Origin of the sequence: Nitriliruptor alkaliphilus DSM 45188 (genome assembly GCF_000969705.1) — a bacterium.
GTDB lineage: Bacteria > Actinomycetota > Nitriliruptoria > Nitriliruptorales > Nitriliruptoraceae > Nitriliruptor > Nitriliruptor alkaliphilus.
Genome location: NZ_KQ033901.1, coordinates 3,372,969 through 3,398,779, shown reverse-complemented (window position 1 = coordinate 3,398,779; position 25,811 = coordinate 3,372,969). Strand labels below are relative to the sequence as shown.

Annotated in this window: 27 protein-coding genes and 1 tRNA gene; 12 read left to right on the top strand and 16 right to left on the bottom strand. The window is 69.5% G+C overall.

Annotated features, from left to right (window positions below):
• Positions 1-255: 255 nt before the first annotated feature.
• The 4 genes from NITAL_RS15750 to NITAL_RS15735 all read right to left on the bottom strand — a co-directional run bounded on the left by NITAL_RS15750 (position 256) and on the right by NITAL_RS15735 (position 5,522).
• A complete protein-coding gene (locus NITAL_RS15750) occupies positions 256-546 on the bottom strand; it encodes a hypothetical protein (RefSeq protein ID WP_052667188.1) in 291 nt (96 codons plus the stop codon).
• Positions 543-1,727: an amidohydrolase family protein gene (locus NITAL_RS15745; protein WP_052667187.1), complete on the bottom strand. Its 1,185-nt coding sequence runs from the start codon at positions 1,725-1,727 to the stop codon at positions 543-545. Before NITAL_RS15745 ends, NITAL_RS15750 begins: the two co-directional genes overlap by 4 nt.
• Positions 1,728-1,764: 37 nt before the next feature.
• Positions 1,765-2,199, bottom strand: a complete 435-nt coding sequence (locus NITAL_RS15740) for a nuclear transport factor 2 family protein (protein ID WP_052667186.1) — start codon at positions 2,197-2,199, stop codon at positions 1,765-1,767.
• A gap of 95 nt (positions 2,200-2,294) precedes the next feature.
• The gene (locus tag NITAL_RS15735) at positions 2,295-5,522 is read right to left on the bottom strand and encodes an ATP-binding protein (RefSeq protein WP_083441637.1); all 3,228 of its coding nucleotides are present in this window, start codon (positions 5,520-5,522) and stop codon (positions 2,295-2,297) included.
• A gap of 108 nt (positions 5,523-5,630) precedes the next feature.
• Between NITAL_RS15735 and NITAL_RS28120 the strand changes: the two genes are divergently transcribed.
• From NITAL_RS28120 to NITAL_RS15725, 3 genes are all read left to right on the top strand, one after another.
• Positions 5,631-5,903 carry a type II toxin-antitoxin system prevent-host-death family antitoxin gene (locus NITAL_RS28120; protein WP_342674231.1) on the top strand — a complete coding sequence of 91 codons (273 nt, stop codon included), beginning with the start codon at positions 5,631-5,633 and terminating at the stop codon, positions 5,901-5,903.
• 92 nt (positions 5,904-5,995) lie between these two features.
• Positions 5,996-6,286: a PIN domain-containing protein gene (locus tag NITAL_RS15730; protein WP_052667184.1), complete on the top strand. Its 291-nt coding sequence runs from the start codon at positions 5,996-5,998 to the stop codon at positions 6,284-6,286.
• Between the two features lie 337 nt (positions 6,287-6,623).
• Complete coding sequence (locus tag NITAL_RS15725) at positions 6,624-7,703, top strand: IS110 family RNA-guided transposase (protein WP_052667183.1); 1,080 nt, start codon at positions 6,624-6,626, stop codon at positions 7,701-7,703.
• A gap of 167 nt (positions 7,704-7,870) precedes the next feature.
• On the opposite strand, the gene NITAL_RS15720 is transcribed toward NITAL_RS15725, so the two are convergent.
• On the bottom strand, positions 7,871-8,314 hold the full coding sequence (locus NITAL_RS15720; RefSeq protein WP_052667182.1) for a MarR family winged helix-turn-helix transcriptional regulator: 444 nt from the start codon (positions 8,312-8,314) through the stop codon (positions 7,871-7,873).
• A gap of 98 nt (positions 8,315-8,412) precedes the next feature.
• Here NITAL_RS15720 and NITAL_RS15715 point away from each other — a divergent pair, with 98 nt between their 5' ends.
• The 3 genes from NITAL_RS15715 to NITAL_RS15705 all read left to right on the top strand — a co-directional run bounded on the left by NITAL_RS15715 (position 8,413) and on the right by NITAL_RS15705 (position 10,470).
• On the top strand, positions 8,413-8,886 hold the full coding sequence (locus NITAL_RS15715; protein WP_052667181.1) for a nuclear transport factor 2 family protein: 474 nt from the start codon (positions 8,413-8,415) through the stop codon (positions 8,884-8,886).
• Positions 8,887-9,005: 119 nt separating this feature from the next.
• Positions 9,006-9,254, top strand: coding sequence for a DUF6429 family protein (locus NITAL_RS15710; protein ID WP_211262447.1), 249 nt, complete (start codon positions 9,006-9,008; stop codon positions 9,252-9,254).
• A gap of 241 nt (positions 9,255-9,495) precedes the next feature.
• A complete protein-coding gene (locus tag NITAL_RS15705) occupies positions 9,496-10,470 on the top strand; it encodes an alpha/beta fold hydrolase (protein WP_342674208.1) in 975 nt (324 codons plus the stop codon).
• Between the two features lie 138 nt (positions 10,471-10,608).
• On the opposite strand, the gene NITAL_RS15700 is transcribed toward NITAL_RS15705, so the two are convergent.
• From NITAL_RS15700 to NITAL_RS15680, 5 genes are all read right to left on the bottom strand, one after another.
• Positions 10,609-11,142, bottom strand: coding sequence for a GNAT family N-acetyltransferase (locus NITAL_RS15700; protein WP_211262446.1), 534 nt, complete (start codon positions 11,140-11,142; stop codon positions 10,609-10,611).
• A 166-nt stretch (positions 11,143-11,308) separates the two neighbouring features.
• Complete coding sequence (locus NITAL_RS15695; protein ID WP_052667179.1) at positions 11,309-12,136, bottom strand: ABC-2 transporter permease; 828 nt, start codon at positions 12,134-12,136, stop codon at positions 11,309-11,311.
• Positions 12,136-13,050 (bottom strand): ABC transporter ATP-binding protein, encoded by a 915-nt coding sequence (locus NITAL_RS15690; RefSeq protein ID WP_052667178.1) that lies wholly within the window; start codon positions 13,048-13,050, stop codon positions 12,136-12,138. The genes NITAL_RS15695 and NITAL_RS15690 overlap by 1 nt, the downstream gene beginning before the upstream one ends.
• A 4-nt stretch (positions 13,051-13,054) precedes the next feature.
• Entirely contained in the window at positions 13,055-13,465 is a 411-nt protein-coding gene (locus tag NITAL_RS15685; protein ID WP_425413695.1) for a DUF6326 family protein, read from the bottom strand.
• A 147-nt stretch (positions 13,466-13,612) separates the two neighbouring features.
• Positions 13,613-13,810: a hypothetical protein gene (locus NITAL_RS15680; RefSeq protein WP_052667176.1), complete on the bottom strand. Its 198-nt coding sequence runs from the start codon at positions 13,808-13,810 to the stop codon at positions 13,613-13,615.
• Between the two features lie 187 nt (positions 13,811-13,997).
• On the opposite strand from NITAL_RS15680, the gene NITAL_RS28115 reads away from it, so the two are divergent.
• On the top strand, positions 13,998-14,303 hold the full coding sequence (locus NITAL_RS28115; RefSeq protein ID WP_169786674.1) for a hypothetical protein: 306 nt from the start codon (positions 13,998-14,000) through the stop codon (positions 14,301-14,303).
• 230 nt (positions 14,304-14,533) lie between these two features.
• On the opposite strand, the gene NITAL_RS15670 is transcribed toward NITAL_RS28115, so the two are convergent.
• Complete coding sequence (locus NITAL_RS15670; RefSeq protein ID WP_052667174.1) at positions 14,534-15,193, bottom strand: response regulator; 660 nt, start codon at positions 15,191-15,193, stop codon at positions 14,534-14,536.
• Complete coding sequence (locus NITAL_RS15665; RefSeq protein WP_083441634.1) at positions 15,190-16,917, bottom strand: sensor histidine kinase; 1,728 nt, start codon at positions 16,915-16,917, stop codon at positions 15,190-15,192. The genes NITAL_RS15670 and NITAL_RS15665 overlap by 4 nt, the downstream gene beginning before the upstream one ends.
• A 166-nt stretch (positions 16,918-17,083) precedes the next feature.
• Here NITAL_RS15665 and NITAL_RS27380 point away from each other — a divergent pair, with 166 nt between their 5' ends.
• The 4 genes from NITAL_RS27380 (at position 17,084) to NITAL_RS15650 (ending at position 20,489) form a co-directional block, all read left to right on the top strand.
• Positions 17,084-17,239, top strand: a complete 156-nt coding sequence (locus tag NITAL_RS27380; RefSeq protein ID WP_157041873.1) for a hypothetical protein — start codon at positions 17,084-17,086, stop codon at positions 17,237-17,239.
• Positions 17,240-17,936: 697 nt separating this feature from the next.
• Positions 17,937-18,314: a nuclear transport factor 2 family protein gene (locus tag NITAL_RS15660; protein WP_052667172.1), complete on the top strand. Its 378-nt coding sequence runs from the start codon at positions 17,937-17,939 to the stop codon at positions 18,312-18,314.
• Between the two features lie 126 nt (positions 18,315-18,440).
• Complete coding sequence (locus NITAL_RS15655; RefSeq protein ID WP_052667171.1) at positions 18,441-18,830, top strand: hypothetical protein; 390 nt, start codon at positions 18,441-18,443, stop codon at positions 18,828-18,830.
• Between the two features lie 579 nt (positions 18,831-19,409).
• Positions 19,410-20,489 (top strand): IS110 family RNA-guided transposase, encoded by a 1,080-nt coding sequence (locus NITAL_RS15650; protein WP_052667170.1) that lies wholly within the window; start codon positions 19,410-19,412, stop codon positions 20,487-20,489.
• A 149-nt stretch (positions 20,490-20,638) separates the two neighbouring features.
• Here NITAL_RS15650 and NITAL_RS15645 read toward each other — a convergent pair whose 3' ends face one another.
• From NITAL_RS15645 to NITAL_RS15630, 3 genes are all read right to left on the bottom strand, one after another.
• Entirely contained in the window at positions 20,639-21,955 is a 1,317-nt protein-coding gene (locus tag NITAL_RS15645) for an outer membrane protein assembly factor BamB family protein (protein WP_052667169.1), read from the bottom strand.
• Positions 21,956-22,191: 236 nt separating this feature from the next.
• The gene (locus tag NITAL_RS27375) at positions 22,192-22,416 is read right to left on the bottom strand and encodes a hypothetical protein (RefSeq protein WP_157041872.1); all 225 of its coding nucleotides are present in this window, start codon (positions 22,414-22,416) and stop codon (positions 22,192-22,194) included.
• A 164-nt stretch (positions 22,417-22,580) separates the two neighbouring features.
• A tRNA-Val gene (locus NITAL_RS15630) sits at positions 22,581-22,654 on the bottom strand.
• Between the two features lie 121 nt (positions 22,655-22,775).
• Between NITAL_RS15630 and NITAL_RS15625 the strand changes: the two genes are divergently transcribed.
• The gene (locus NITAL_RS15625) at positions 22,776-23,570 is read left to right on the top strand and encodes a thioesterase family protein (protein WP_052667166.1); all 795 of its coding nucleotides are present in this window, start codon (positions 22,776-22,778) and stop codon (positions 23,568-23,570) included.
• 43 nt (positions 23,571-23,613) lie between these two features.
• Here the strand turns inward: NITAL_RS15625 and NITAL_RS15620 are convergent, their stop codons facing one another.
• Positions 23,614-25,668, bottom strand: a complete 2,055-nt coding sequence (locus NITAL_RS15620) for a heavy metal translocating P-type ATPase (protein WP_052669719.1) — start codon at positions 25,666-25,668, stop codon at positions 23,614-23,616.
• Between the last annotated feature and the right edge of the window lie 143 nt (positions 25,669-25,811).

Here is a 25,811-nt window from a genome sequence, read left to right as displayed (position 1 = left end):
CCCGGATCCACCAACAACCCTACAGAGGGTCCGGCCACCTGTCGCCGGACCACCTCGCCCTGCCCTCGCCCGACCCACCGACCTCGCCCCTTGACACACAGAGGGTTCGTTGTGCACGGCTTTCCTGGAGCCGAACCCGCCCCTAGCCGCTGCCTCCGTCGGGTGCTCTGCGCCAGGAAGGCTTGCTTCGAAGCTCGGACGTCTTCAGGAACCGGGTGCGTTGTGGTCGTCGAAGGTCAACGCCATCAACTCGCGTCACCGTGGCTCGGCGGCAGCGGAGCCCACGAACTCGATCGATTCCCTGGCCAGCACGTCAGGCTGCACGTCTCCGCTGAGTTCCACCAGGTCGTCTGCCAGTTCCGATGCCGCCCCGCGCAGGAACGACCGTTCGAAGATGTCCTTGACGTCGGCGGGGTCGATGTCCAGATGGGCGGTTCGATCGGCACACGGCTCTGGAGCCAGCCACGCTCGGCCGCGACCACGGTCTCGCCACGCACTTCGATCCGTGGAACGAACAACGACGCCAGTGACGCTCGTCCCGGTCATACCCCACCGTTTGCACGTGCGGGTACATCACCGCCATCCGCAGCAGGTGACACCCGACCCGCAGCCGGACTCGGCATGCCGGCCCCCATGCTCCCAGGGGCTGGATGGACGAGACAGCCGTCGAGGATGATGACCGTCGGCCGTCGGAGGGTGTCCACGTCAGCCCGGGGATCGGTGGGATAGACCACGAGGTCGGCGGGCGCGCCGTCCTCGAGCACGGGAAGGCCGAGCCAGGACCGTGCCCGCCAAGACGCGGCTCCGAGAGCGTCGTCGCCGTTGAGGCCAGCCGCGACGAGTTGTGCCACTTCAGTCACGACGCGTCCGTGGGGTCCCATACCAGCGTCGGTTCCGGCGAACACGGGCACGCCGGCCCGGGTGGCGTGCCCCACGACCTCAGGAAGGCGGTCGAGCCAGGCGTCGACGTCGGTGACGGCGGTCGCACCCCCGAGGTGCCCGGCGAGGTCACGGATGTGGTCGCTGATCATGAGCGTGGGGATCCACGCCACGTTGCGCTCGACGAGCAGGTCGACCTGGTCGTGGCGCATCCCCGTGCCGTGCTCGACGGCGTCGAATCCGGCCAGCACGGCGGCCTCGATCACGTCGGGGCGCGTAGCGTGGATGGTGATGCGAGCATGGGCGCGATGGGCTGCATCAGCGGTGTGGAGCAGCGTCTCGTGGTCCCAGTGTGCGACGATGCCTTGTTCCGGGGCGGGGAAATCGCCTACGACCTTCACCCAGGCGCCGCTGACGAGGGCTTCCTCAGCCGCGGCGGCCGGGAGGTTGGTGGCGGAGACCTCGCGTGCAAGGCCCGGGACGTAGCCGCCCGGGGGGGCGAGAAAGCGGCCGCCGGTCACGACCTTGGGCAGCCCGTTGCCGTTCTCGAGCGTGGCGGACACGTGGTCCGGAGATCCCGGCTCCCGGACGGCGAGGACTCCGGCGTCCCGGTGCGCGTGCGCGCTGGCCTCGGCCCGCTGTCGGGGGTTGCCATTGGGGCGGGGGCTGTGCAGGCTGAGGTGCGCGTGGGCGTCCACGAGCCCCGGGAGGATCCATCCATTGGAGGCGACGGTCAGGGCATCCGGCACCTCGTGAAACGACAGGCGGCCTTCGGTCACCCAGAGGCTGCCCGACCGCCCCGACGGTAACAGGTGGCCGTGGACGTGCAGTGCGGTCGTCGCGGTCACGGCGCTATCGCTCCCGGAGTCGACGGGGCCCGCTCGGTCAGGTGTCCAGGTCGAGGTCGAGAACCTCGTCGTTCGCCGCGGCCGGCGCGGAGAGGTGGAAGTGGGTCCAGCGCAGCTCGCCGTCCTCCTTGACCGCGACCACGGTCAGGCGCAGCGCAAGCGCCGTCCCGTCGGGCATGCGCAGCGTGGGCTGATCCGTGGCCCAGGCGACGTCGCCGTGGCTGTCGGCCCAGATCTGTCCCGGCGTGAAGGTGATGCCGGCCGCGGACATCCCGTGCAGCTGGGCGGTGGTGACCTCAACCAGCTTGTCGTGGCCGATCCAGTACTCGAGCGCGTCGGTGCCGATCCCGACCGGCGGGTGATGTTGGGCGATCCGGCCGGCCCACGGTGTCGGATCTCCGGACGCGACCGACGCATACATCTCCGTCAGCATCTCGGTGATCGCGCTGGTGAGGGTCGTCGTCGTTGCCATGGTCCTGCTCCTTGATGTGGGCGGCCCTTGGTGGCCTCCACCCGTACATGCGTGGGACAACGTCTCACGATGTGGGAGTGCCCGCCCAGGGGCGTTCAGAGTTCCCAGTCGACGGGGGTCTCGGGCATGTAGGAGCAGAACCGGCCGGTCCGCACGGAGTTGGTCAGGTGATGCCCGAGTTCGGGGTGGGCGGTCGCGACACGCGCTATCGCGTACCGGACACGGGAGGTCACGGTGGTCCGGGCACGCTCGGCGGGAGCACCGGGTCGCCGGATCCGGCCATGCAGCCCGTAGGCCGTCGCCAGCTCTCGGACGAGGAAGTCCCGCTCGGCCTCGGCGTGTTCACGTCGCGGGCGGTCGAAGGCTTCGTCGGCGTCGACGATCTCCTGCTCGAGCTCGGCCAGTCGCTGGCGGTAGCTGGCCCGTGCCTGCGCGTCCACCACTTCGCCGAGATCGCCTTCGGGTGCCATCGCGCTGTCATCGCCGGACAGCGGCTCCCACCGGCCGGGGGCGGTGGCCGTGAGCAGGTCGAGGGCCGGGGTCTCGCGGCCGGGGCGAGCCAGCAGCCAGGCGATGTCGTGGAGCCCCTTGACGTCGCGCAACCTCACAGACACGTCGTGCCAACGCAGGTGCCACCCGTCCGCCTCGAGGCGGAAGGTGCCTATAGGCACCTTCGTGTCCTGCCCGCCGGTCCGACCCACCGCTTGGTCGGCGGCGCGCTGGTCGAGCTGCTGACGCACCTCCTGGACCCGGTGGTGCCAGCCCAGCTCGGCGTACAGGCTGGCGGCAGCCTCCAGCATCTCCGTGCGGTCGAGTGCCACGCCGGCGTCGCGGAGCGTGCGCGCTACCAACCCGGGACCTCCCAGCCGGCGGTTGGCGGCCAACGCGGCGTCGAAGTGGCCCTCCGCCGCGGCAGGGTCACGCGCCGCCGCGGCCAGGATGCCCAGGAACCGTTCGACCGACCCGCGCATGACGGCGCCGATGCCCTCGACCACGTGCCGCTGCCGATACGGGAGCAGCGCCGAATACGCCCAGGCGGCGACGGGATGTGGTCCCACGATCTCGACGGCCTCGGCGACCTGGGCCAGCATCGGCAGCCACTCGGAGTCGAGCGGCTCGGACGGCAGCTCCTCCACCAGCCGGTCGAACAGGACCCGGGCGGCCGCGCCCTGACCAAGCAGCGCATCGGTCAGGGCCACAGCCACCCGCGCCCAGGTGGCGGGCGGCAGCTGCCCATCGAACCCGGCAGATACCTGCTCCAGCCGTTCGTGGTCACTCGTCTCGATCGCCAGCCACCAGCGTTGCGTCTCGCTCAGCTGTTGAGCGTTGACGCTCTGGGCCTGTGCACCGATCCATCGGGCGCGTTCGGTGTGCCGCCCCGCGTCGTCGGCTCGGCCGACCAGCAGCCGCAGCATGGCCTGCCAGAGGGGCGGATACCACGAGAACAGCGGCTCGCCGAGCCGATCGGCCAACTCGGTGAAGGTCTCGATATCGGCGCCCGCACCGGTCATGTCCCCCTGCTCCAGGCGGGCGACCAGGCGCAGCCGACGCCCGAGCAGCTCGGTGCGGAGGTCACCGCGGCGTCGGGCGAGACGGATCACCTCGCCGGCCTCTTGCTCCCGCTGCTCGCTGTCGGCTGGCCCGGCCATGGTGTCGCAGTGTGCCGCCAACGCAGCCGCCAGCGCCCCGTCGTCGTCGGACGCCCGTGCGGCGGCGATGGCGGACGTGGACAGCTCGACCCGACGTGCCTCGTCCTCGGTGAAGGACAGCGCGACCGACAGGCGCGCCCGGATCCGGGACGCCCAGGCACGCTCAAGCGACGGGAGCGCGGCCAGGGCCTCCTCGAGCAGCCGAAGCTGCAACTGGTCGAACAACGGCACCTCGAAGCCGACCTCGCCCGAGCCGAGGCCGACCGCGGCGCGAGCCAACAGGACCGGACGACCGGCAGCGCGGGCCCGGTCGGCTGCCGCCCGGAAGGCCTCGCGGCTGGCTGGCAGGTCACCGAGCGCGAGACAGGCGTCGCCTCGAGCCAGCAGGAGCTCCGCCTGGATCGCGTCGGTGCCGGTGTCGTGCCGAGCAAGAGCCAGCGCCTGGTCCAGCTGCGTGGTGGCGTCCTCGTGCGCGTGGACCGCAGCCGCCGCCTCCGCGGCCACGTGCAGCAGCTCGATCGCACGCGGCCGGTCCGCGGGATCGCCGGTCGCGGCGAGGTGGGCGGCGATCTGGCCCGGCGGTACGTCCCGCCCGGCCTCGCGGGCAGCCTCGAGGACCCGCGCGACGGTTGCGTGCAGCGCGCGGCGGTCGGCGGACCCCATCTGGTCGTGGATGGCCTCGCGGAACATCGCGTGTGTGAACCGGTGGGCGTAAGGGCCGTCGCGGGCAATCAGATGCGCTTTCTCCGCAGCCTGCAGTGCCCATGACACGTCGAGGTCAGGGTCGACTGCCATGGCGGCGGCCTCGAGCAGGTCGTCCTCCATCTTTAGGCCGAGGATCGCCGCCACTTTCAGCAGCGTCCGCCCGGCATCCGACATCGTCGCGAGACGATGCGTGACGATCTCACGGACACTGGCGGGGACGGACCCCTCGGCCGGCTTCGACAGATCGAGCTGGCCGCGGGCGTCCAGCAACCGCACCAGCTCGGTCACGAAGAGCGGGTTGCCACCGGTCCGCGCGTGGATGGCGGCCACGACGGTGTCGGTCGGGGCGACGCCACTGAGCGCCTCGATCAGAGCACCCGTCGCCGACGCTTCCAACGGGGCCAGCGCGATCACCTGCGCGTGCCGCGCCGCCAGACGGAGCAGTTCGCTGCGCTCCTCGTCGAGCGCGGGATCATCCGGCCACGCGGTGGCCAGGATGACGATCGGCGCGGTGTGCAGCGGCGGCGCCAGGAATGCCAACAACGCCAACGTCGAGCGCTCGGCGAGGTGCACATCATCGAGCACGACGACGATCGGCCGCTGCCGGGCGCGTGCCCGCAGGAAGCCTGCCACCTCGTCGAACAGCTGGAGGCGGGCCGATTCGCGGCCTTCGACCGGGATTCCCTCGGCCGGCTCGACGGCGGAAGCCAACTGCCCCACGGCCGTCCCATCGGGGTCGAGGGATCCGAGCGCCTGGATCCAGGCGCGGAACGACCCGGCAGCACCCGCCGCTCCGCCCGCCCCCCACCCAACGTCCATGCGGTCCGCCACGGCCTCGGCGATCTCCGCGACCAATCGGGACTTGCCCACACCTGGCTCTCCCGTGACAAGCACGAGGCAGCCTGCTCCGGTGCAGGCGCGATCCACGGCCTCGACAAGATCTCGGGCCGCAGTCACCCGGCCCACCATCGGAGGATGCGAGGTATCCACGAGCTGCTCCTCGCGGAACCATAGGCCGTCGTCTCGGCAGTGTCCTCAGAGACCGCGCGCCTGGAGATCGTGCGCGTCCAGGTCTACATGCGGTCGTCGGACATCGGTCAGTGGTTTGAGGTCAGAGCAGCGTCCACCCGATGTCTTCAGAAGAGCCGCAAGGTTCGGAGGTCAGCGATGCAGAACGCTTCATCGAGGGTTGAACCGGCCCGCGGGCAGCTTGGTCGACGCGTCGATGACGTGGCCCGCGGCGTCATCTCGCTGACCAAGCGAGGACGCCCGGTGGCCGTGCTGGTCAACCGTGACGAGTGGGAGGCGCTGAAGCACCTGCGTCGTGCCGATGCTCGCGACGAACTGTGACGCCGGCTGACGCAGGTGCGTGAACATGTCACCGACGCCGGGCTCGATCCCGCCACCGTGGACGAGGCGAACGAGATGGCGCGGACGGTGTCGTGACCCGCGCCGTCCTCGACACCAACACCATCGTGTCGGGACTCGGGTGGGACGGAACCCCAGGAGCCGTGCTCGACGCCGCACTGGCCGGCTACTTCGAGAGCCTCAACACCCCGGCCCTGCTCGATGAACTGCGCCGCGTGCTCGCCTACCCCAAGCCGCAGGCAGCGGTCGGCGACGCGACCAGCACGTCGCGCTCTTGGCCCGGGCTGGCAGAGGGGTCACGCCAACCGAGACCCTCACGATCGCACGCGATCGCGACGACAACCGCCTCATCGAAGCCGACCTGACAGCCCAGGCCGGCGCCGCCGACTTCCATCCAGGCGCTGAGCAACTATGGGCGAAAGCGCCCCTGACCGAGACCGCACATCATCACTGCGAGGATGACTGCAGCTGCTCGTCCTGCCAGGGTGGGTAGCAGCGGTGGCCGCCACCGGCCTGTCTCACATAATCACCGACCTCGTGTCTTCAAACCGATCCGTCGGCCGGTGCGCGGCCCCGCGAGGTGTGGCGAGAGCCGGGCCGCCGTGACTTGATAGAAGCCTGCCCTGCGGTCTCGTCGCAGTGCTGTCCGCACGACCCGACTCCGCCGCACCGTCCTGCCATCAACCGATGAGGAGACGGTGCATGTCCACGATGCCAGAGGCCGAGGTGTTCGTCACCCTCGGCATCGACACCCACAAGCACACCCATCTGGTGGTCGCGCTCGATCAACTGGGTCGCCGACTCGACCAGCTCGAGATCCCGACCACGACCGCCGGGTTCGTCGAGCTTTACGCATGGGCGAGCGAGCTCGGAACCATCGACACGGTCGGGATCGAGGGCACCGGCGCGTACGGCGCGGGCCTGTGCCGCTGGCTGCGCGAGCGTGGCCTGGTTGTGGTCGAGGTCGAACGCCCCGACCGCAAGCTGCGCCGCAACGCCGGCAAGTCGGATCCGATCGACGCTGAGGCTGCAGCCCGCAAGGTGCTCTCGGGCGAAGCGACGGTCACCCCGAAGTCGGGGGCCGGGAACGTCGAGATGATCCGGGTTCTGCGGCTCACCCGCCGATCTGCGGTCGTTTCCCGCAGCCAGGTCACCAACCAGCTGCACGCGCTGACCGTGACGTCACCGCCCGCGCTGCGCGAACAGCTCGAGGGCCGCACCACCCGCAAGCGAGTTGCGATCGCCGCCAAGTTCCGACCCGGCGACGAACCCGACACCGTGCTGGCCGCGACCCGCTACGCGATGAAGAAGCTCGCGCTGCGCTTCCGTGCGCTCGACGCCGAGATCAAGGACCTCGACCGCCAGCTGACCCGCCTGGTCACCACGACCGCACCCAAGGTGGTCGCGCTGCGCGGGGTGGGGATCCACACCACCGCCACGCTGCTGGTCACCGCCGGCGACAACGCCGAGCGGCTCCGTTCCGAAGGCGCGTTCGCCCGGCTCACCGGCACCGCCCCGATGCCCGCCTCATCCGGCCAGACCGACCGGTTCCGGCTCTCGCGCGGCGGAGACCGCCAGGCCAACGCCGCGCTGCACCTGATCGCCGTCAACCGGCTGCTCTGCGACCCCCGCTCCAAGGCCTACGTCAAGAAGCGAACCGGCGGCACCAAGGCCAACCTCGACATCCTCAGACGCCTCAAGCGCTACACCGCACGAGAGCTCTACCCCCTGATCGTCGAAGCCCTCACCGAGGCCGAACCCGACCTGGTCCCCGCCGCTTGACGGCTATAGAAGCATCGGTTCGCGCGCAAGCCAGTGCTCGTCGGGTAGCAGCGCCCCGCAGCTCCGCGGCGGATAAACGGCCCTTTGGTGGCCTATGCTGCCAACCCCAACGCAGTAGAAGCTCTTCTTGCGTGGGCACGCTCGAGGTCGGCAGTGTCCGGCGGCGGTTAGCGTCCTGATCTGCTCGCCAGGGGCAGCAGCAGGGAAACCAGCCGCTCTCGGTCGGCCGCCTTCCACCCGTCCAGGAGCGCGTCCTGAGCCGCGTTGATTGCTACCTCGAGTTCGTTGAGCCGGGTGCGTCCTGCCGGTTCGAGGTGGACGATCTTGCGCCTGCCGTCCTCGGGATCAGTGAGACGGAGGACATGACCGATGTTGGCCAGGGACTCAACCAGCGCGGTCATGTCGCTGCGGTCGAGGCCGCATCGACGGCACAACTCGGCCTGACTCGCTGGGCCCGCTTCGTCGAGCGTCACCAGGACGGCGAACTCATGACGGTGCCCGTTGAGCTCGTCCAGCGCCTCGTTGACGAGGCGTGAGGCCAACAGGGCAGCACGCGACAGCAGACGGCTTGGCAGGCGCTCAAGGCGCGGAACGGCATCGGTGGACGACATGTCACCGCCACGTGGAGGTCGCGGACAACCGTTGGTGACACCAACGGTCTGGTGCTATCGTTGGTCCCGCCAACATACTCTGCCGGATCGGAAGCCTCATGACCACAACCGACATCGTGCCCGCTGATCTTCGGGACCTCGCCCACCGCGAGGAGATCCGCCGACTCGTCCACCGCGTCGGCCGCTGCCTCGACGACCACGACTTCGACGGCTTGCGTCAACTCTACGCCGAGGATGCCGTCGCCCAGACCCCGGGCGGGCGTGCCGAGGGCATCGATGCCCTCGTGACGCAGGCCCAGCGATCACACACCCGTACACCAGCGGTGCAGCACCTGATCACCGACGTACTCATCGAGCTCAATCTCGACGTTGACCGCGCCGACGTCACGGCCAACCTGCTCGCGATCTTCATCGACGACGCGACGCCACCCGCTCCAGTCCTCCAACTCGGTGAGCGCTACCGGTTCTCCGCGCGACGGGGCGACGACGGCTGGCAGCTGACCAGTGTCACGTCGAAGCCCGTGTGGATGGTCGACGACCGCCCCGATCAGGCCGCTGCTTCGCGCGGGTAGCAGCCGAGACCTACCCGCCCAGTCACGGCTTTCGCGCCGGGGCGCGACGCCTGCGAGTGACCGCCGGTCCGCGTCGGCGTAGCCTCGTCGAACCAGAGATTCGAGCCATCGAGGACGCCGTGTACGACGAGCGTCGGGTCCAGGACGCCGTGCTCGCGCTGATGCACATCAACGCGCACAAGGACGCGTACGGCTGGCGGGCGTGGAAGTCGTTCCCCTGGGAGGCCACCGACGGACTCCACGAACGAGGGCTCATCGACGATCCGCGTTCCAAGGCCAAGTCGGTGGCCCTCACCGACGAAGGAGTTCGCATCGCCGAGCAGCTGTTCGCCGAACTGTTCGGGGTCGAGGATGCCGGCACTGGCTGAGTCGGCCACGGACTCGCAGCCCGCGAGGGCGGGCAGCCACGTAGCACGCAACGCGGATGCTGCACGGCCTCGAGTGGGTAGCAATAGCGGGCGTTGTCCCTACGCCGACGCGGCCGACCCTGGGCGCTCCGAAGTTTCCCAATGCGGGCGGCCGGAGCGCTTCCTCTGAAGCGCTCAGCCGCCGGTCGCCGGCCGTGGACGACGTTCGTTGTACTGTCCGGGCGGTCGGAGTCGAGGGCTGGTGCGCTACGAGGACTGGGGCGACAGGTGCCCGCGGTGGGCGGGTGTTCGCAGCGTGCTGACGTCGGTCGCCGGCGTGCCTGTGCACTACCTGGTCGGGGACCCGCCTGGACCTGTCGACGACGCACCGACGCACGTGTTGGTGCCACCGATGACCGCGAGTGCCGCTGGTTGGGTCGATCTGGTCGCAGCGATGCGCGAGCTCGGCCCGGTCGTGTCGGCTGATCCGCCCGGGACGCTGACTGGCCACACCGGTGCGCCGTACCGGCGAGGATCTCGTCCGAGGGCTGACGCTGCCTTCGTCCGTGCGTTGCTCGAGCATCTCGACCTCCGCCGCGTGGTGCTCCACAGCTGGTCGATGGGCGGGCTCGTCGCGCTGTCGGCAGCCGAACTCGCACCCTCGCGGGTGTCGGGGCTGGTCCTCGCCGCTCCGACGTTGCCGTGGCGGCGCACTGCCCGCTTCGAGGCGCTCGGTTGGCACACCGTCGGCCGTGCCGCCCTCGCCGTCGGCGTGCCGCTGGCTCGACTCGCTCTGCGAGTGCCGTGGGTTCGTGAACGATCGTCCCTGCGTCGCGAGGTCGAGACCGGAGAGATGTTCACCGGCGAGCGTGCCAGCACGGCGGGCGGTGACCCCGAGCTGGTGTCACGAGAGCAGGTGGCGGTCTGGACCGAGGAGCTCCAGGGCATCGACCCACGGAGGTTCGCCGGGACGGTCACGGCGTTCGCATCGGCGACGGCTGCGATGTTCGTCGATCAGCGGTCCACGGTGCAGCTGCTCGACCGGGTGACGGTCCCGGTGCTGCTGCTTTGGGGCACCGACGACCCGCTCATCGACCAGCCCTCTCACCGACTCCACGCGCAGCGGCCGGGCTGGACCCCTCACCCGATCGCCGGAGCCGGCCACCTCCTGCCCGTCGAACGAACCGACGAGTACGTCGCGGCGGTCCGGGCTTGGATGCCGAGCACATCGTTATGACCGTCGCACGCTCACACCGGGTCGCTCTGTGCTGCTTGGGGTCCTCGATGGCCGGCGCGACAATCACGGTTCTCGTGAGGCGGCAATCGGCTGGTTCATCCGCTCTGTACTCAGCCAGGGCAAAGGTGCCCCCCCAAATCAGGCCGTCGACCGGCGCGCCGCCCGCCACTCGTGGGCGAGGAGCGCGTACACGTACTCATCGACCCACTCGTCCTTCCACCAGGCGCTCTGCAGGTGGTGAGCCTCACGTCGCATCTGAAGACGTTCGAGGAGCGCAACGACGTGCTCGTTGCGGACGTCGCAGTCGGCGGTCACGCGGTGCTTCTCTCGCTCGAGGAGCAGGTAATCGAGTAGCCAGGCGACCGCTTCGCTCGCGTAGCCGTTGCCCTGCGCGGACGTCGCCAGGGTCACCCCGATCGTCGCCAGCCGGGGGTCGGCGGCATCGACGCCGGCGGCTACGTCACCGACGTGGACCCCGGTCCCTGCCTCGACGAGCGCGAACTGGAACCACTCTCCGGGCGTGTCCGGGTTCGCGGCACGGAAGTTGCCGATGAACGCCTGTGCCTGGGCGTCGGTGAAGGGGGTGTCCCAGCTCTGGTACTGGGCGACCGTTGGGTCGGACCGGTAGGCGGCGAGCGTCGAGGCATCCTCCGCCAGGAATCGGCGGATCACCAGACGGTCGGTCCTGCGCTCGTCGAAGCCGGCGTCGGGCGTGTGACGGCCGTCTTGGACCGTCGCCGACGATGTCGTTCTCGTCGTGGGGTTCGTCGGGGTCATGTCCGATTCCGTCTCGTTGGAGTCACGGTGCGCGCATCGCGAGTTGACTGGCAGGTGCAGTTCAGCTGGTGACGTCGCGTCGCGTCAGCAGGGTGGCGGTGATGGTCAGCGCGGCGAGGCTGTAGCCGGTGACGAGCAAGGTGGCGGTGGCGTAGCTGATCTCCGCGGTGGCACCACCGAACATCCCAGCCGCACCGGCAGCGCCTGCCGCGAGGGCGTCGCTTGCAGCTGCCGGGCCCCAGCGGCTCAACCCGTCCCAGAACGCACCGATGAGCGGTTCGGCGAGGATGAACCATCCGAGGCCGACGGAGACGGCGATCGCGGTCGACCGGGTGAGAACAGCGAGGGTGGCTCCGATGAGGGCAGGGACCAGCGCAGCTCCGCTGAGGTTGATGTAGGCGGCACCGATGGCCGCCAGGCCGTCCGCGGTCCACCAGGCGGAGGTCTCGACGCCCACCCTCTCGGCCATGAGGACGCCACTACCGATGCTGGCGGCCAGTGTGGCGGCGATGCCGGCTGCGACGAACGAGCTGAGCGCGAGGAGCTTGCCGGCGAGCACCTTGAGCCGGTTCGGCTCGGTCACGAACAGCATCCGGATGGTGCCCTTGTGGAACTCGCCGGCGAGGTTGGAGGCGAACAGCGCCAACGCCACCACGCCGAAGAAGCCGGCCATGTCGGTGGCAACGAGGATGGATCCCTCGGGCATCGACAGCATCGCCGTGGTGACCAACGCGTCGGATCCGCTGCCGTCGAGGTCGATGCTGCGGCCGCCCGCGCCTTCGAACGCCAGGGTGGTGAACAGCAGCGTGACGCCGATCATCGTGCCACCGAACCCGACCAGTGTGGTGCGTCGAGACAGCTTGACCCACTCGGAGGTGAAGGCCCGCATCAGCTGACCCCCTTCTTGGTGTCACCGGTCATGGCGAAGAAGGCCTGCTCGAGGTCGGCGGAGGTGGCCTGGAGCTCGCCGAGGGTGATGCCGGCCTGCCAGGCCAGACGGTTGAGCTCGGCGGTGAAGTGGGCAGGTGCGACAATCTCTACGGCGCCGTTGACCCGTGCCGCTGGGTAGCCGGCGTCAGCGGCGAGCTCGATGAGGCGGGCCGTATCGGCGACGTCGTGTGCTGCGGCACGGATGGTGGGCGAGTTGCGGGCGAGCAGGTCGGCCATCGACCCGGCGAAGACCACGCCGCCGTGATCGATCATCACGATCGCATCGCAGGCGGCCTGGATCTCCGCCAGCAGGTGGCTCGAGACGAACACGGTCTTGCCGCTGGCGCCGAGCTGCATCAGCAGACTCCGGATCTCGACGATCCCTTGGGGGTCCAACCCGTTGGTCGGTTCGTCGAGGATCAGCAGGTCCGGATCCGGCAGCAGCGCCAGCGCGATACCGAGCCGCTGCTTCATCCCGAGCGAGTAGTTGCTGTACCGGTCGCCACCGAACTCACGCAGACCGACGACATCCAGCACCTCCGCGATCCGACCGCGGTCGTGGCCGCCCAACCTCGCGAACACCTGCAGGTTCGCCTCCCCGGTCAGCGACGGATAGAACCCAGGCGCTTCGATCAACGCACCGACCCGATGCAGATAGGCGGCGCGCCGGTCGATCGGGTGCCCGAGCACCTCACCGTCACCGCTGGTCGGCCTGATCAGGCCGAGCAGCATGCGGATCGTGGTGGACTTACCCGCACCGTTGGGACCGACGAACCCCGCCACCCCACCTTCGGGCAGGTCGAGGTCGATCTGATTGACGGCCCGCAGGTCGCCGAAGGCCTTGGTCAAGCCGGCGGCTCGGATCGAAGCCATGTGCCTACCGCCCCATCTGGATCTGCGGTCGGTGTGATCCGGTGCCGGCGTCTGGCATCGATGGTGAGGACGTGCGAGGCCAGGTCCAGGCGGAGCGCAGGATGAAGGCCAGGAGCAGCAGCTCGAGTCCGATGGAGAGGCCGTAGAAGTAGGAGTAAGTCCAGGACTCGCCGGCCGCGTTGTACATCGTGACGGGGATGTAGAGCGTTGCTACGACGAGGTTGGTGGCGCGGTTGACACGGGCGGGCAGTGTCGTGGAGAGCAGGATCATGAGGATCGGGATGGCCATGAGCGTGAGCCCAAGGGCGACAAAGGTTGGGCCGGTGTCGAACTCATGGACGACGCCGACCAGGATGTCGTCGAGGACGCCGGGCTTGTACAGGTGGAGGTAGTCGACGTAGATGTAGAGGAACATGAAGCTGGTCCAGGCGGCGGCGAGTTTCGCTCTGACGGGTGCCGGCGGATCGTGCAGTGCTGTGGTGGTCTTGGTGTCTGCGCTCAAGGGTCTCTCGGTCGTGTGAGGGTGGGGGTGGGCCTGTGCCCAGATCTCGGGCGTGCTTGATCAGCCGGTCGGCGATCCTCGCGCGGGGCGGCGGCCGGTTCGCAGCAGCTGCCACGGCGGCAACGGGAGGCTGGTGGACGCCCCGACATCTGCGGTGTCCTGCGCGGCGCGCATCGCGGCCCGGTGGCCGAGGTGGCGGTCGCGTTCGTCCTGTTCCTGGCGTAGCAGACGCAGGTGGGATCGGGGATCGATCATCATGGCTGGTCCTCATCTCGGTCGGCTCGATCGCCGGACCTCGTTCGTCATCAGGTCGTTGACCACACGTTGACGGAACTGCGGGTCGGTGCCATCGGTCTGCCGGCTCGGTCTTGCTGGCCTCCCGGATGTGTCGCATCTCGTGCTTTCGGCTGAGTCGCGGCACTGCGCCCCAACGCTTGGCCGATGGGTGACCAACAGCCTCCGGGCGCTCTGGAAGGAACCTCGCCCCGCCCAGCCACCCGCACGGGTGTGGCGCGACTGGGCACTTCTCGGCGTGGCCGTCCCGGCGTCGCTGATCGAGGCAGCGCTGCGGCCGGGCCGGGCGTGGCTCGGGGCCGCCCTGGTCGCCGGCATCGTGGTCGCGCTGGCTCTGCTGTGGCGGCGGACCCGCCCGCTGGCTGCGGTCGGGCTCGCGTTCGGCACGCTGATCGTCTTCGACGTGGCACGGATCACATCAGCATCAGCACCGTCTAGACCCATCTCGCCGCCCTGATGCGCAAGCTCAACGCACGCAACCGCGTCGAGATCGCCATCTGGGCCCACGAGACCCGGCGCTTCAGTATCTGACGAGCCTGCGGGTGCCGTCGCAGTCTCACCCTGAGTGACCCACCGCCAGCCGCCACCCACGCGCGGAGCAGCTATGGGCGGAAGCGACTCTCACCGCACCCGCGGATCGTCACGGTGATGTTCGGTGGAGTCCGCGGCTAGGGGTGTTGCCGTCGGTCAGGGGTCGAGCTGTTGGAGGTAGGTGAGGACGGCCAGGACACGGCGGTGATCGTTGGAGGCGTTGGGCAGGTCGAGCTTGGTGAAGATGCTGCGGACATGGGTCTCGACAGTTCGCAGGGAGAGAGCGAGCTGGTCGGCGATGCCGGGGTTGGCGCGCCCTTGGGCCATGAGTTCCAGCACGCTGCGTTCGCGTTCGGTGAGGCGTTCGAGCGGACCGGGTCGTCGCTTGCGTCCGATGAGGAGGGACACGACCTCGGGGTCGATGACGGATCCGCCGGCCAGGATCCGGTGGAGGGCCGCGAGCAGCGCATCGACGTCGCTGACCCGTTGTTTGAGGAGGTAGCCCACGCCGGTCGGCTCCTGGGTGAGCAGCTCGGTGGCGTAGCGCGCTTCGACGTATTGCGAGAGGATGAGGATCGCCATGCCGGGGCTGTGGCGGCGGAGCTCGAGTGCGGCTTCGAGCCCTTCGGTGGTGTGCGTTGGCGGCATGCGGATGTCGAGGATGGCCAGGTCCGGTCGGTGCCCCTCGGCGAGTTGGGTCAGGTGCTGGACACGATCGGTGGTGGCGACGACGTCGAAGCCCTGATCGGTGAGCAGGCTCGCGAGCCCTTGCCGGAAGAGCGTGGCGTCGTCGGCTATGAGCACCCGGCGGGTCATGTCGAACTGAGCGGCAGGTTGACGTGCAGGCGGGTTCCCCGTCCGCGCGGTGAATCCAATCTGATCGTGCCGCCAAGTGCCGCGACGCGGTCCTCGAGTCCCTGCAAGCCGCTGCCGCCGCTGGTCTGGGCACCCCCTCGGCCGTCGTCGGAGATGTCGAGCGCGGCGTGGCCGTTCTCGCAGCGGGCATGGATGCGCAGGTGGGTCGCGTCACCGTGTCGGATGGTGTTGGTGACCGCTTCAGCGGCGATGAGGTAGAGGGTGGACTCGATCGCGGAGGGGAGCCGTTCGAGTTCGGTGTCGATCGTGATGGGCAGCGGGGCGCGTTGTGCCAGTGCCTCGAGCGCTGCGGGTACGCCCCGGTCGGTCAGCACCTGGGGGTGGATCCCGCGAGCGAAGCGCCGCAGTTCGTCGATGCCGTGTTCGAGGGCCTGCCGCGTTCGTTCCAGCGATCGTCCGAGCTGGTCGTGCCCGTCGCTGGCCACCTGCCGACGGAGCCGCCCTAGTTCCAGTGCGACGGCGAGCAGCTGCTGCTGGACGCCGTCGTGGAGATCGCGCTCAAGGCGACGTCGCTCCTGATCCACCGCCAGCACAAGGCGTGTTCGCGAGCGTTGCAGCTCATCGAGCTGTGCCCGTACCTGCGCGGTCAGCCGGGCGTTGCGCAACGCCAAGCGGCTGGCAGCGACCGCAGCATCCAGCAGTTCGGGCTCGTTCAACAGCGCTCGGTCGTGATCGAAGACCGCGACGGCACGTCCGTCCTGAGCGACCGTTGTGGACGCGCGTCGAGGGCCGGGCGTGGCACGTGCCGCTCGCCCGTCTGCATCGAAGTACCCATCGTCGGATCCGTCGTGGGGGAACAGCAGCCGCAGGCTCGGGTCGCCAAGACAACGGGCAAGCGCCTCGCGAAGGCCATCGCCGCCGACGCCATGGTCAAGCGCCACGACCAGATCGGCGACCGCGCCGCGGTGCACACGTGCCCACGCCAGACCGCTCAGCACCGCGAGAGGCACAGCCGCGGTGGCCGCGAGATACAGCCAGGTGCCCGTCGGCTCCGGCAGGAGTCCGAGCTGGCTCGAGGCATACACCGGCACCAGGAGTGACCCAGCGAGCAGCACCGGCGCGATCGCACGACGTGCCGCGCCATCGCTTCGAACCAGCCGTATCACGACGTAGCCGCCGACTAGCAGCGCGAGGAGAGTCGTCCCGAACTGGTCGACGACCAGGACGACGTCCTGGAACCAGGTCGGGGCCGCGACGGTCGGTCGTGAGCTCGGGCATGGGAGTCGCGGGCAGGCCCGGTCGAGCACGAAGGGCGTCGCCAACGACAAGGTGATGGCGGTCACGTACACGGCGACGGCCAGCCGACGTGCTGTCACCCCGAGCCGCCGGTCGGGCAACACGAGCAGCAGGTGCGCAATGGGAACGAGGTGACGGTCTCCGAGGGCGATCCCGACCACGAACAGCCAGCCGACCGGACTCAAGAACAGGAACTGAACGAACCACAGGGTCCCTGCGGTCAGGAGCAGCGTCCCCGTCGGGTCATCAGAGCGGCGTCGACGTACGAGCACACCAGCGAACAGGTAGATCCACCCCACTCCGACCGTCGTGGCCATGACCGGTGTCGTGAACCCCTCGAAGCCCATGGGTGGTCTGTGGCCAAGCACCACGACAGGGACGGCCGCAGCGAGACCGGCAGCAGCCACGGCCAGCTCGTTTCGACCCATGTCCGGACCTCACGTCGACCCAGTATGCGCCCAGCGCCGCACCGGTGCCATCCGTGCATCCACCGGCACGGCCGGGACCCGACCCAGTGGACGCACTGATGTGCACTCCCGAGCCGGTGTGTTGGCTCGACCTCATACAGCGCAACATCGACCGACAGGAACCGCCATGTCTCGCCCGATGACTGCCGCAGCGCTGGGCACCCTCGCGGCACTGGCCGTCACCTGGCTGCTGCTCGCGCTTGCGACCGTCCCCTTCCACTACTTCGTCACCCCACAACCCACCTACCTGACCGGCCGGCTCGTGTCGATGCTGACCGGATGACGCCCCACCGCTCGCCATGCATGACCAGACCGGTAGGAGCCCTGGACCCCGCACGCCGCTTCGCGGCCCGGGTTGGTGGGCGGCCGGGTTCGGGCCGGCGATCTGGATCGGCCCCCAGCTTGTTGTCGCCGTGGTCGAGGGAACCAATCCGGACCGCGACTACACCCGGGTGCTTGACGCCAACCTGCCGCTCACGCTCGCCGTGATGGCCCTGGCGATCGTGGCAGGAGCCACAGGTCACGTGTGGCTCTGGCCATCGATCTGGAAGCGAGCCAGGGGCTGAAGCAGAATCAGCGCCCGCGGCTATGCGCGGCGCGGTTGACCCTCAACTGGCCGGACGCACACGGCCACTGCGGTTCACGAGCGGAACCGCCGTCGCCCTCACCCCGTAGGCCGGTCCGGGACTGCGATCCTTCGCCTCCGCAAGGACCGCATCCGGTATCAGCGAATACCAAAGGGGCGTGAAGAGGGGTTCCGCCCACGCGTGTCTCATGCTGGGCAGACGCCGGCGAGTGCGTCTCACCTGCCATCACCGACCACCGGAGGGATCTGTGCAGGCTTCTTGGAGATCTCCAGGTCCTCGATGGGGCCACGACCGCTATCGGAGTGGAGATCTCCTGTCTAGGATCGGGATGGCCGTCGGTGTACGGCCGAGCGGGTTCGGCCCAAGGGGCCGGCTCGGTAGGAGGGTGGTGGCATGGTCCATCCCAACGAGGAACTCCTTCGGACCGCGTACGGGCTTCGGGATCGGGCTGAGGTCGGCCCGGTCGGTCAGTGGATCCACGACGACGTTGTGTGGCACGCCGAAGGTGGCGATCTGCAGGGTCCAGAGCAGGTGCTGGCGATGCTGGCTGAGTCGGACAACGTCGCAGGTGGAACTATCGCGCGCGAGATTCACGCTCTCTTGGCCGACGACGAGTACGGCATGGTTCTCACGACGGTTCGTGCAGCCCGCGGCGATCTGAAGTACGAAGACCGTCAGGTCCACGTCTACCGGTTCCAGGACGGCCGGGTGATCGAGTACTGGGGGTTTCTCGGTGACCCTCAAGCAGCCATGGAGTTCTGGTCGCAGTAGCGGAAGCGGCTGCGGCTCACTGTCAAACTTGCAGCACCAGGCCCGCGTGTTCGCCCGAACCGACGCATGATGTGCTCATACGGGACGAATCGCGATTCAGCCCCATCCAGCGAGGAGTCAACTGTCATGGCCGATCCCCTGCTCTTTGTGACCACCTACCCGGTCAAACCCGGCATGGTCGACCGGTTCAAGGAGGCGGTTCCGGAGTGGTTCGCATTCATCGAGGCGAACCATCCTCGCGTCATCCACTCCGCTGTCTACGTTGATGAAGGCCGGAGCGAGGCGACAAGCGTGCAACTGCATCCTGACGCAGAGTCCATGGACCAGCAGTTCGCCGTGCTCGGAGACCGCAGCTTCGAATGGCAGGAGTACATCGACTCGAGCCAGATGCAGATCCTGATCTGTGGCGAGCCCAGCGACACGATCCTCACGACGATGGAACGGATAAGAAGCGCCGGTATTGCCGTGACCATCAAGTACCTCGTCACCGGGTTCAGCCGCCTACCGGCCACTTGAAGTAGGTCGCTTGGGCTGCCCGGTCATCTACGCAAGACAGCTTGCGCTGAACTCCCACAACGACAACCATGCTACGGAACCCGAGCGCGGGGAGGGATACGGCTACCGGCACTATCCCCGGATCCCATGGGCTTGTCGAACGCCTGGGATCCCCTGGGCTGGAAAGTTCGTGGACCTACGGAATCCCCGGATACCGACCGCGGTCCTTGGCCCGAAGGATCGCAGTGGCCAACTGCCCGTCGCCCCCTCGATCGCTCCCCACAGGGCCGCCGCTGCCGTAGCGGCTATGTGCGTCTGCTCCGCCACAGGCGACCGCCCGCAATCACTGCGAGGATGACTGCAGCTGCTCGTCCTGCCAGGGTGGGCAGCAGCGGTGGCCGCCACCGGTCTGCCTCACATAATCACCGACCTCGTGTCTTGTAACCGATCCGTCGGCCGGTGCGCGGCCCCGTCGAGGTGTGGCGAGAGCCGGGCCGCCGTGACTTGATAGAAGCCTGCCCTGCGGTCTCGTCGCGGTGCTGTCCGCACGACCCGACCCCGCCGCACCGTCCTGCCATCAACCGATGAGGAGACGGTGCGATGCCCACGATGCCAGAGGCCGAGGTGTTCGTCACCCTCGGCATCGACACCCACAAGCACACCCATCTGGCGGTCGCGCTCGACCAGCTCGGCCGCCGGCTCGACCAGCTCCAGATCCCCACCACGACCGCCGGGTTCGCCCAGCTGTACGCCTGGGCCAGCGAGCTTGGCACCATCGACACGGTCGGGATCGAAGGGACCGGCGCGTACGGCGCGGGGCTGTGCCGCTGGCTACGGGACCGTGGCCTGGCGGTGGTCGAGGTCGAACGGCCTGACCGCAAGCTGCGCCGCAACGCCGGCAAGTCCGACCCGATCGACGCCGAAGCCGCCGCCCGCAAGGTGCTCTCGGGCGAAGCGACCGTCACTCCGAAGTCGGGGGCCGGGAACGTCGAGATGATCCGGGTGCTGCGGCTCACCCGCCGATCCGCAGTCGTTTCCCGCAGCCAGGTCACCAACCAGCTACACGCGCTGACCGTGACCGCACCCCCCGCGCTCCGCGAACAGCTCGAGGGCCGAACCACCCGCAAGCGGGTCGCCATCGCCGCCAAGTTCCGACCCGGCGACGAACCCGACACCGTGCTCGCCGCGACCCGCTACGCGATGAAGAAGCTCGCGCAGCGCTTCCGTGCGCTCGACGCCGAGATCAAGGACCTCGACCGGCAGCTCACCCGCCTGGTCACCACGACCGCACCCAAGGTCGTCGCGCTGCGCGGGGTCGGGATCCACACCACCGCCACCCTGCTGGTCACCGCCGGCGACAACCCCGAGCGGCTGCGCTCCGAAGGCGCGTTCGCCCGCCTCACCGGCACCGCCCCCATCCCCGCCTCATCCGGACAGACCGACCGGTTCCGCCTCTCGCGCGGCGGTGACCGCCAGGCCAACGCCGCGCTCCACCTGATCGCCGTCAACCGGCTGCTCTGCGACCCCCGCTCCAAGGCCTACGTCAAGAAGCGAACCGGCGGCACCAAAGCCAACCTCGACATCCTCCGACGCCTCAAGCGCTACACCGCACGAGAGCTCTACCCCCTGATCGTCGAGGCCCTCACCGAAGCAGAACCCGACCTCGTCCCCGCCGCTTGACGACTATAGAAGCATCGGTGATGGCGGTGGTCGGTAGGTAGGTCCAACGACGCGCTAGGCGTCGGGCGAAGGCCGAGCCGGTCCTACCGGTGTTCATCGCGGTTCCTGGTTGTGTGTGAGTGGCGCGTCGGCCCGCCGCGGTGTTCGGGTCACCGTGATGCGGTGTCGTCCACGACGGTCGGCACCCACCAGCGTCGTTCGCCGGTGCGATGATCGAGTGCGACCAGGGAGGTCGGGGTCGCGGCGTAGGCCAGCCCGTCGTGGACAGCGATGTCGATGCTGCTGCTCCGGCCCACATCTGCCGTCCAGAGGAGCTCACCCGTGGTGGGGTCGTGTCGGGCAACCTCACCGGCTGCCCCGTCGTTGACGAAGACCGCACCCCCGGTCACGATCGGACGTACCTGTACCAGATCGACCGGGATCTCCCACGCCACTTCGCCGTCCGCGACGGACCGCCCGGTCAGGGCCGTCTCGTCCACCGCGATGAGCGTCTCCTCTGCTGCGCCGAGGAGCGGAACCTCGAGCTCGAGATCGCGGAGGTCGCCCGTTGCCACGTCGATGGCGATGAGTCCTCGGCCCGCATGACGGACGACGACCTCGCCACCGACGAGCACGGGCACGCCGCCCCACTGGACCCCGAGGTCGACGCGTGCCAGCTCGGTCCCGTCCGAGATGCGCACGATCGTCTGCTGGTTCGGACCGCCGCTCTGGCGTCCACCGAAGCTCACGACGACACCGTCGGTCCCGAACTCGTGGTCACAGCCGAGGTCGATCGCCCACCGCAGGTCCCCGGTCGAGAGGTCTCGTGCCTCAGTGACCCGAGCGACGCCGGCGGGGTCATCCTCATCACGTTCGCGGCACGAAACCAGCGTGTCACCGGCGAACCCGACCGGTGTGCCGGTCATCGACGAACGCACGTCACCGGTAGCAGCGTCAAGCAGGTCGATGCCGTAGTTGCCGTCGTAGCGGACCAGGCGGGAGGGCCCGGCCAGCGCCCACACCATCCCACGCTCGGTCCACCGCCACCGCTCGATCCCGTCCGCCGGATCGAGACTCCACTGCTCGGTCCCTCCGTTGACCACCAGCGCGTTCTCCGCGGCGGCGACCTCGTGCCCGACATCCACCAGGGTGCGGGTGAACGGGCCGTGGCGACAGTCGGCCAGCTGGCAGCCGTCCAGCTCGCGATCACCGAGCGGTGCGTCGAGCTCGACCGTGAGCCGCTCCTCGTACCCGACGTCATCACAGTTCGACACGTCCCTGCTCGACGCTTCGTGCGTGAACATGCGCGCGGCGATGACCACACGTGAGCCCTCCTCGGCGACCTCCCACCCCTCGAGCCGCTCACACCCACCGAAGGACGTCCCCACGACCAGCGTTCGCTCGTCAGGGCTGACACCCACCAGCTGCCACTCGAACGGACGGACGGTGCCGCCCTGGACCGCCTCGACCTCCAGCAGCGGGTGCACGTCATCCGAGGCCTCCTGAACCGACGGGGAGTCACCGGCCTCGACGCGCTGGGTCGAAGGCTGCTCGACCGTCTGCCCGGGTGGGGCCTCGCCGTCGTTAGTGCACCCACCTACGAGCAGGAGGAGGAACCCCGTCAGCAAGGTCGGTCCACGCCACGGTCGCACGCGCGCTCCTCGGTCGATGGTGAGACGTTCCGGAGCCGCTCCGGTTCCTTCGACTTGTACGGGCATGGTGCCTACGGCTCGTTCGCCTCCGCGCTCTCGCCCGCGTACCAGCGCTCGTCCGAGATCCGGACCACGACAGCATCAGCCGGCAACTGATCGAGCAGCGCCTGGACGGCCTCAGCGTCGTGATCGGGTTGCAGGACGAGGACGAGGACGAGCACGCCGGCATCGCTGTCTACACCGAAGCTGGACGCTCCGCGCGGGAGCCGCGTGGTGACCTGCTCGTACCACGCCACCAACTGGACTCCCACGTGCTGCCGGCCGCCGACGTGTCGGTCGCGAACACCCTGGCCCGCGTGATCCTGGCCGGTGACTGACGGTTCGTTGCCAGATCGTTGCCACGAACGACCGCGGAGGCCGTAGAACGCAGAGAACCGGCCGCGAGGGCCGGTTCTCCGGGTGGGGCGTGCAGGAATCGAACCTGCGACCTCTTGCGTGTCGAGCAAGCGCTCTAGCCGACTGAGCTAACGCCCCGAGGTGCACCGGCGCTGCCGGTGCGGGCGGGAAGGTAGCACCGCCGCAGGGAGGCAGCGAACCTGGCCCGGGTCCGCGCACACCCCACCTACCCTGCGACGGCACCTGCCGGGAGCCCAGCGTGTCCGAGGTCCTGTTCCACCACGAGCACGGCCGCTTCACGGCCACCGAGCTCTCGCGCGGGCCGTGGGACCCGGGCAGCTGCCACGGTGGGGCACCCGCCGCGCTGCTCGCCGCCTTGATCGACGCGTCGCCGTCCCTGGCCCCGATGCAGGTCGTCCGGCTGACCTACGACATCGTGCGACCGGTCCCCCTGGCACCGGTGGAGGCCTCGCTGCGGGTCGTGCGCGAGGGCAAGCGCGTCCAGGTCGTCGAAGCGGACCTGACCACCCCCGACGGCACCGAGCTCGTGCGGTGCCGCGCCCTGCGCGTCCGTGTCGGCCAGGTCGAGCTCCCCGAAGGCACCGACGCCGACGCGGCGCCGCCCTCCCCCGGCCCGACCGAAGCCGCCGGTCAGGTCGAGCGCGCCGGTGAGGCGTGGGGAACGGGCTTCTGGACCGCGGTCGAGGTCCGTCCGACCACCGGTAGCGTCCTCGGCACACCGGGGCCCGGGACCGCGTGGTTCCGCCTCGGTGTCCCGATCGCAGACGACGTCGACACGACCCCGATCGCCCGTGTCGCGGCCGCGTCGGACTTCGGTAACGGGCTGGCCCCACCCCTACCGATCGACCGCTACCTCTACCTCAACGCCGATCTGACCGTGGACGTCCACCGACTGCCAGTGGGCGACTGGGTCGCGCTCGACTCCCGGTCCGTCGCGCAGCCGTCCGGCATCGGGCTGACCACCTCCACGCTCTCGGACGAGCGGGGCCGGATCGGTACCGCGCTGCAGTCCCTGTTCCTCGCGGCACGCTGACGCGACCGGAGGCGGCCATCGTCCCGCGGGGTGGGCGGAACCACTAGACCACTGATGTGACCTCCCGCAGCTGTACCCGTCGCAGCAGCTGGGCGTTCAGGGCGACCACCACCGTCGAGGTGCTCATCAGCACGGCGCCGAGCGCCATCGGCAGCACGAACCCGGCCCAGGCCAACACCCCGGCCGCGAGCGGGATGGCGAACAGGTTGTAGCCCGCTGCCCACCACAGGTTCTGGACCATCTTGCGGTAGGTCGCGGCCGACAGCCGCCGGATGGCCACCACGCCGCGGGGGTCGTCGGAGGCCAGCACGATCCCGGCGGACTCGATGGCGACGTCGGTGCCGGCGCCGATCGCGATGCCGACGTCGGCCCGAGCCAGCGCGGGCGCGTCGTTGACCCCGTCGCCCACCATCGCGACGGTCATGCCGCGGTCCTGCAGCTCGGCCACCTTGGCGTCCTTGTCCTCGGGGAGCACCTCCGCGAACACCTCGTCGATACCGAGCTCGGCGGCCACCGCGTCGGCGACCTGCTGGGCGTCCCCGGTGATCATCGCGACGGTCACCCCTGCGGCGTGCAGTTGGTCGACCGCGCGCCGCGAGACGTCACGGACCTCGTCCTCGAGGCTGAGCGCCCCGATGACCTCGCCGTCACGCACGACGTGCAGCACGGCGGCACCGCGCTCCTTCCAGCGGTCGGCCGCCTCAGCCAGCTCGTCGGGTACGGCGAGCTCGCGTTCCCTCAGCAGGGCGGGGCCGCCGACGGCGACCTCCGTGCCGTCCACGTCGGCCGCGACGCCGCGGCCGGTCATCGACCGGAACCCGGTGGCGGTGGGCAGCGGACCAGCTTCCTCGGCGGCGTGGGCGTGGATTGCGCGGGCGAGCGGGTGCTCGGAGTCGGCCTCGACCGCACCGGCCAGGCGGAGCAGTTCGTCGAGCTCCACCCCGGGGGCGGCCGCAGCGTCGGCGACCACGTGCTCGCCGCGCGTCAGGGTCCCGGTCTTGTCGAACAGCACCGCGTCGACGGTCCGCATGCGCTCGAGCGCCATCCGGTCCTTGACGAGGATCCCGGACCGCGCCGACTTCGAGGTGGAGATGGCGGTCACGAGCGGGATGGCGAGGCCGAGCGCGTGGGGGCAGGCGATGATCAGGACGGTGACGGTGCGGTCCACGGCGAGTGCCGGCTGTCCGAGCGTGACCCACACGACCGCGGTGATGGCGCCCGCGAGGAGCGCAACGTAGAACAGCAGGGCCGCGGCACGGTCGGCGAGGACCTGGGCACGGGACCGCGACCCCTGGGCCTCGGCGACCAGGCGCTGGATGCCCGCGATCGTCGTGTCGTCGCCCACGGCGTCGACCTCGACCCGCAGGCTGGCGTCCGCAACGACCGTGCCGGCAACGACCCGGTCGTCCACGGTGCGACTCACCGGGTTGGACTCCCCGGTGAGCATCGACTCGTCGACGTCCGCCGCTCCTTCCACCACGGTCCCGTCGGCGGGCACACGGCTGCCGGGCCGCACGAGGACGACATCACCTGGCGCGAGCGACGCGATCGCGACGGTCTCGGTCGAGCCATCGGCCCTGACCCGTTCCGCGTCGTCCGGCAGCAGCTCCGCGAGTGCCGCCAACGCGCCTTGCGCCTGACCGATGGCGCGCATCTCGACCCAGTGGCCGAGGAGCATGATCGCGATCAGGAGCGCGAGCTCCCACCACACCTCCTGGGTGAACAGCCCGAGCGAGGTCGCCATGGAGGCCACGTACGCGACCGTGATCGCCATCGCGATCAGCAGCATCATCCCGGGCTGGCGGTCACGAGCCTCCTGGAGGCCACCGGTGAGGAACGGCCAGCCGCCGTAGAAGAAGATCACCGAGCCGAGCACCGGCGCGATCAGATCCGCACCGGGGAACTCGGGCGCGGTGTAGCCGGCCCACATCTGGATGTGGTGGGACCAGATGACGACCGGCACCGTCAGGACCAGGGTCAGCCAGAAGCGATCGCGGAAGAGGGCCGCGTGGTCACCGTGCCCCTCGTGGCCTCCGTGGTCTCCGTGGCCCCCGTGGTCGCCGTTCGTGCCGAGGGTCTCGTGCTCGCCTGTCGTCATCGCCGACGCCTCTGCCCGGCCGTCCGGCGATCCGGCTCGTGCACCGCTGTCGGACACGTGCATCTCCACACCAACTCCGTCATCGAGTTCCCGACCCAGGGAATACTCCCCAGGAGTACCTGTCAAGCTCCCCCGTCACGGGC

Excerpts from the sequence above, each read along its gene's own strand:
- NITAL_RS15750 (WP_052667188.1), bottom strand. The coding sequence starts at position 546 with ATGACCGGGACGAGCGTCACTGGCGTCGTTGTTCGTTCCACGGATCGA.
- NITAL_RS15740 (WP_052667186.1), bottom strand. The coding sequence starts at position 2,199 with ATGGCAACGACGACGACCCTCACCAGCGCGATCACCGAGATGCTGACG.
- NITAL_RS15735 (WP_083441637.1), bottom strand. The coding sequence starts at position 5,522 with ATGGTGGGCCGGGTGACTGCGGCCCGAGATCTTGTCGAGGCCGTGGAT.
- NITAL_RS28120 (WP_342674231.1), top strand. The coding sequence starts at position 5,631 with ATGCGGTCGTCGGACATCGGTCAGTGGTTTGAGGTCAGAGCAGCGTCC.
- NITAL_RS15725 (WP_052667183.1), top strand. The coding sequence starts at position 6,624 with ATGTCCACGATGCCAGAGGCCGAGGTGTTCGTCACCCTCGGCATCGAC.
- NITAL_RS15720 (WP_052667182.1), bottom strand. The coding sequence starts at position 8,314 with ATGTCGTCCACCGATGCCGTTCCGCGCCTTGAGCGCCTGCCAAGCCGT.
- NITAL_RS15715 (WP_052667181.1), top strand. The coding sequence starts at position 8,413 with ATGACCACAACCGACATCGTGCCCGCTGATCTTCGGGACCTCGCCCAC.
- NITAL_RS15695 (WP_052667179.1), bottom strand. The coding sequence starts at position 12,136 with ATGCGGGCCTTCACCTCCGAGTGGGTCAAGCTGTCTCGACGCACCACA.
- NITAL_RS15690 (WP_052667178.1), bottom strand. The coding sequence starts at position 13,050 with ATGGCTTCGATCCGAGCCGCCGGCTTGACCAAGGCCTTCGGCGACCTG.
- NITAL_RS15685 (WP_425413695.1), bottom strand. The coding sequence starts at position 13,465 with ATGTTCCTCTACATCTACGTCGACTACCTCCACCTGTACAAGCCCGGC.
- NITAL_RS15680 (WP_052667176.1), bottom strand. The coding sequence starts at position 13,810 with ATGATGATCGATCCCCGATCCCACCTGCGTCTGCTACGCCAGGAACAG.
- NITAL_RS15670 (WP_052667174.1), bottom strand. The coding sequence starts at position 15,193 with ATGACCCGCCGGGTGCTCATAGCCGACGACGCCACGCTCTTCCGGCAA.
- NITAL_RS15665 (WP_083441634.1), bottom strand. The coding sequence starts at position 16,917 with ATGGGTCGAAACGAGCTGGCCGTGGCTGCTGCCGGTCTCGCTGCGGCC.
- NITAL_RS27380 (WP_157041873.1), top strand. The coding sequence starts at position 17,084 with ATGTCTCGCCCGATGACTGCCGCAGCGCTGGGCACCCTCGCGGCACTG.
- NITAL_RS15660 (WP_052667172.1), top strand. The coding sequence starts at position 17,937 with ATGGTCCATCCCAACGAGGAACTCCTTCGGACCGCGTACGGGCTTCGG.
- NITAL_RS15655 (WP_052667171.1), top strand. The coding sequence starts at position 18,441 with ATGGCCGATCCCCTGCTCTTTGTGACCACCTACCCGGTCAAACCCGGC.
- NITAL_RS15650 (WP_052667170.1), top strand. The coding sequence starts at position 19,410 with ATGCCCACGATGCCAGAGGCCGAGGTGTTCGTCACCCTCGGCATCGAC.
- NITAL_RS15620 (WP_052669719.1), bottom strand. The coding sequence starts at position 25,668 with ATGACGACAGGCGAGCACGAGACCCTCGGCACGAACGGCGACCACGGG.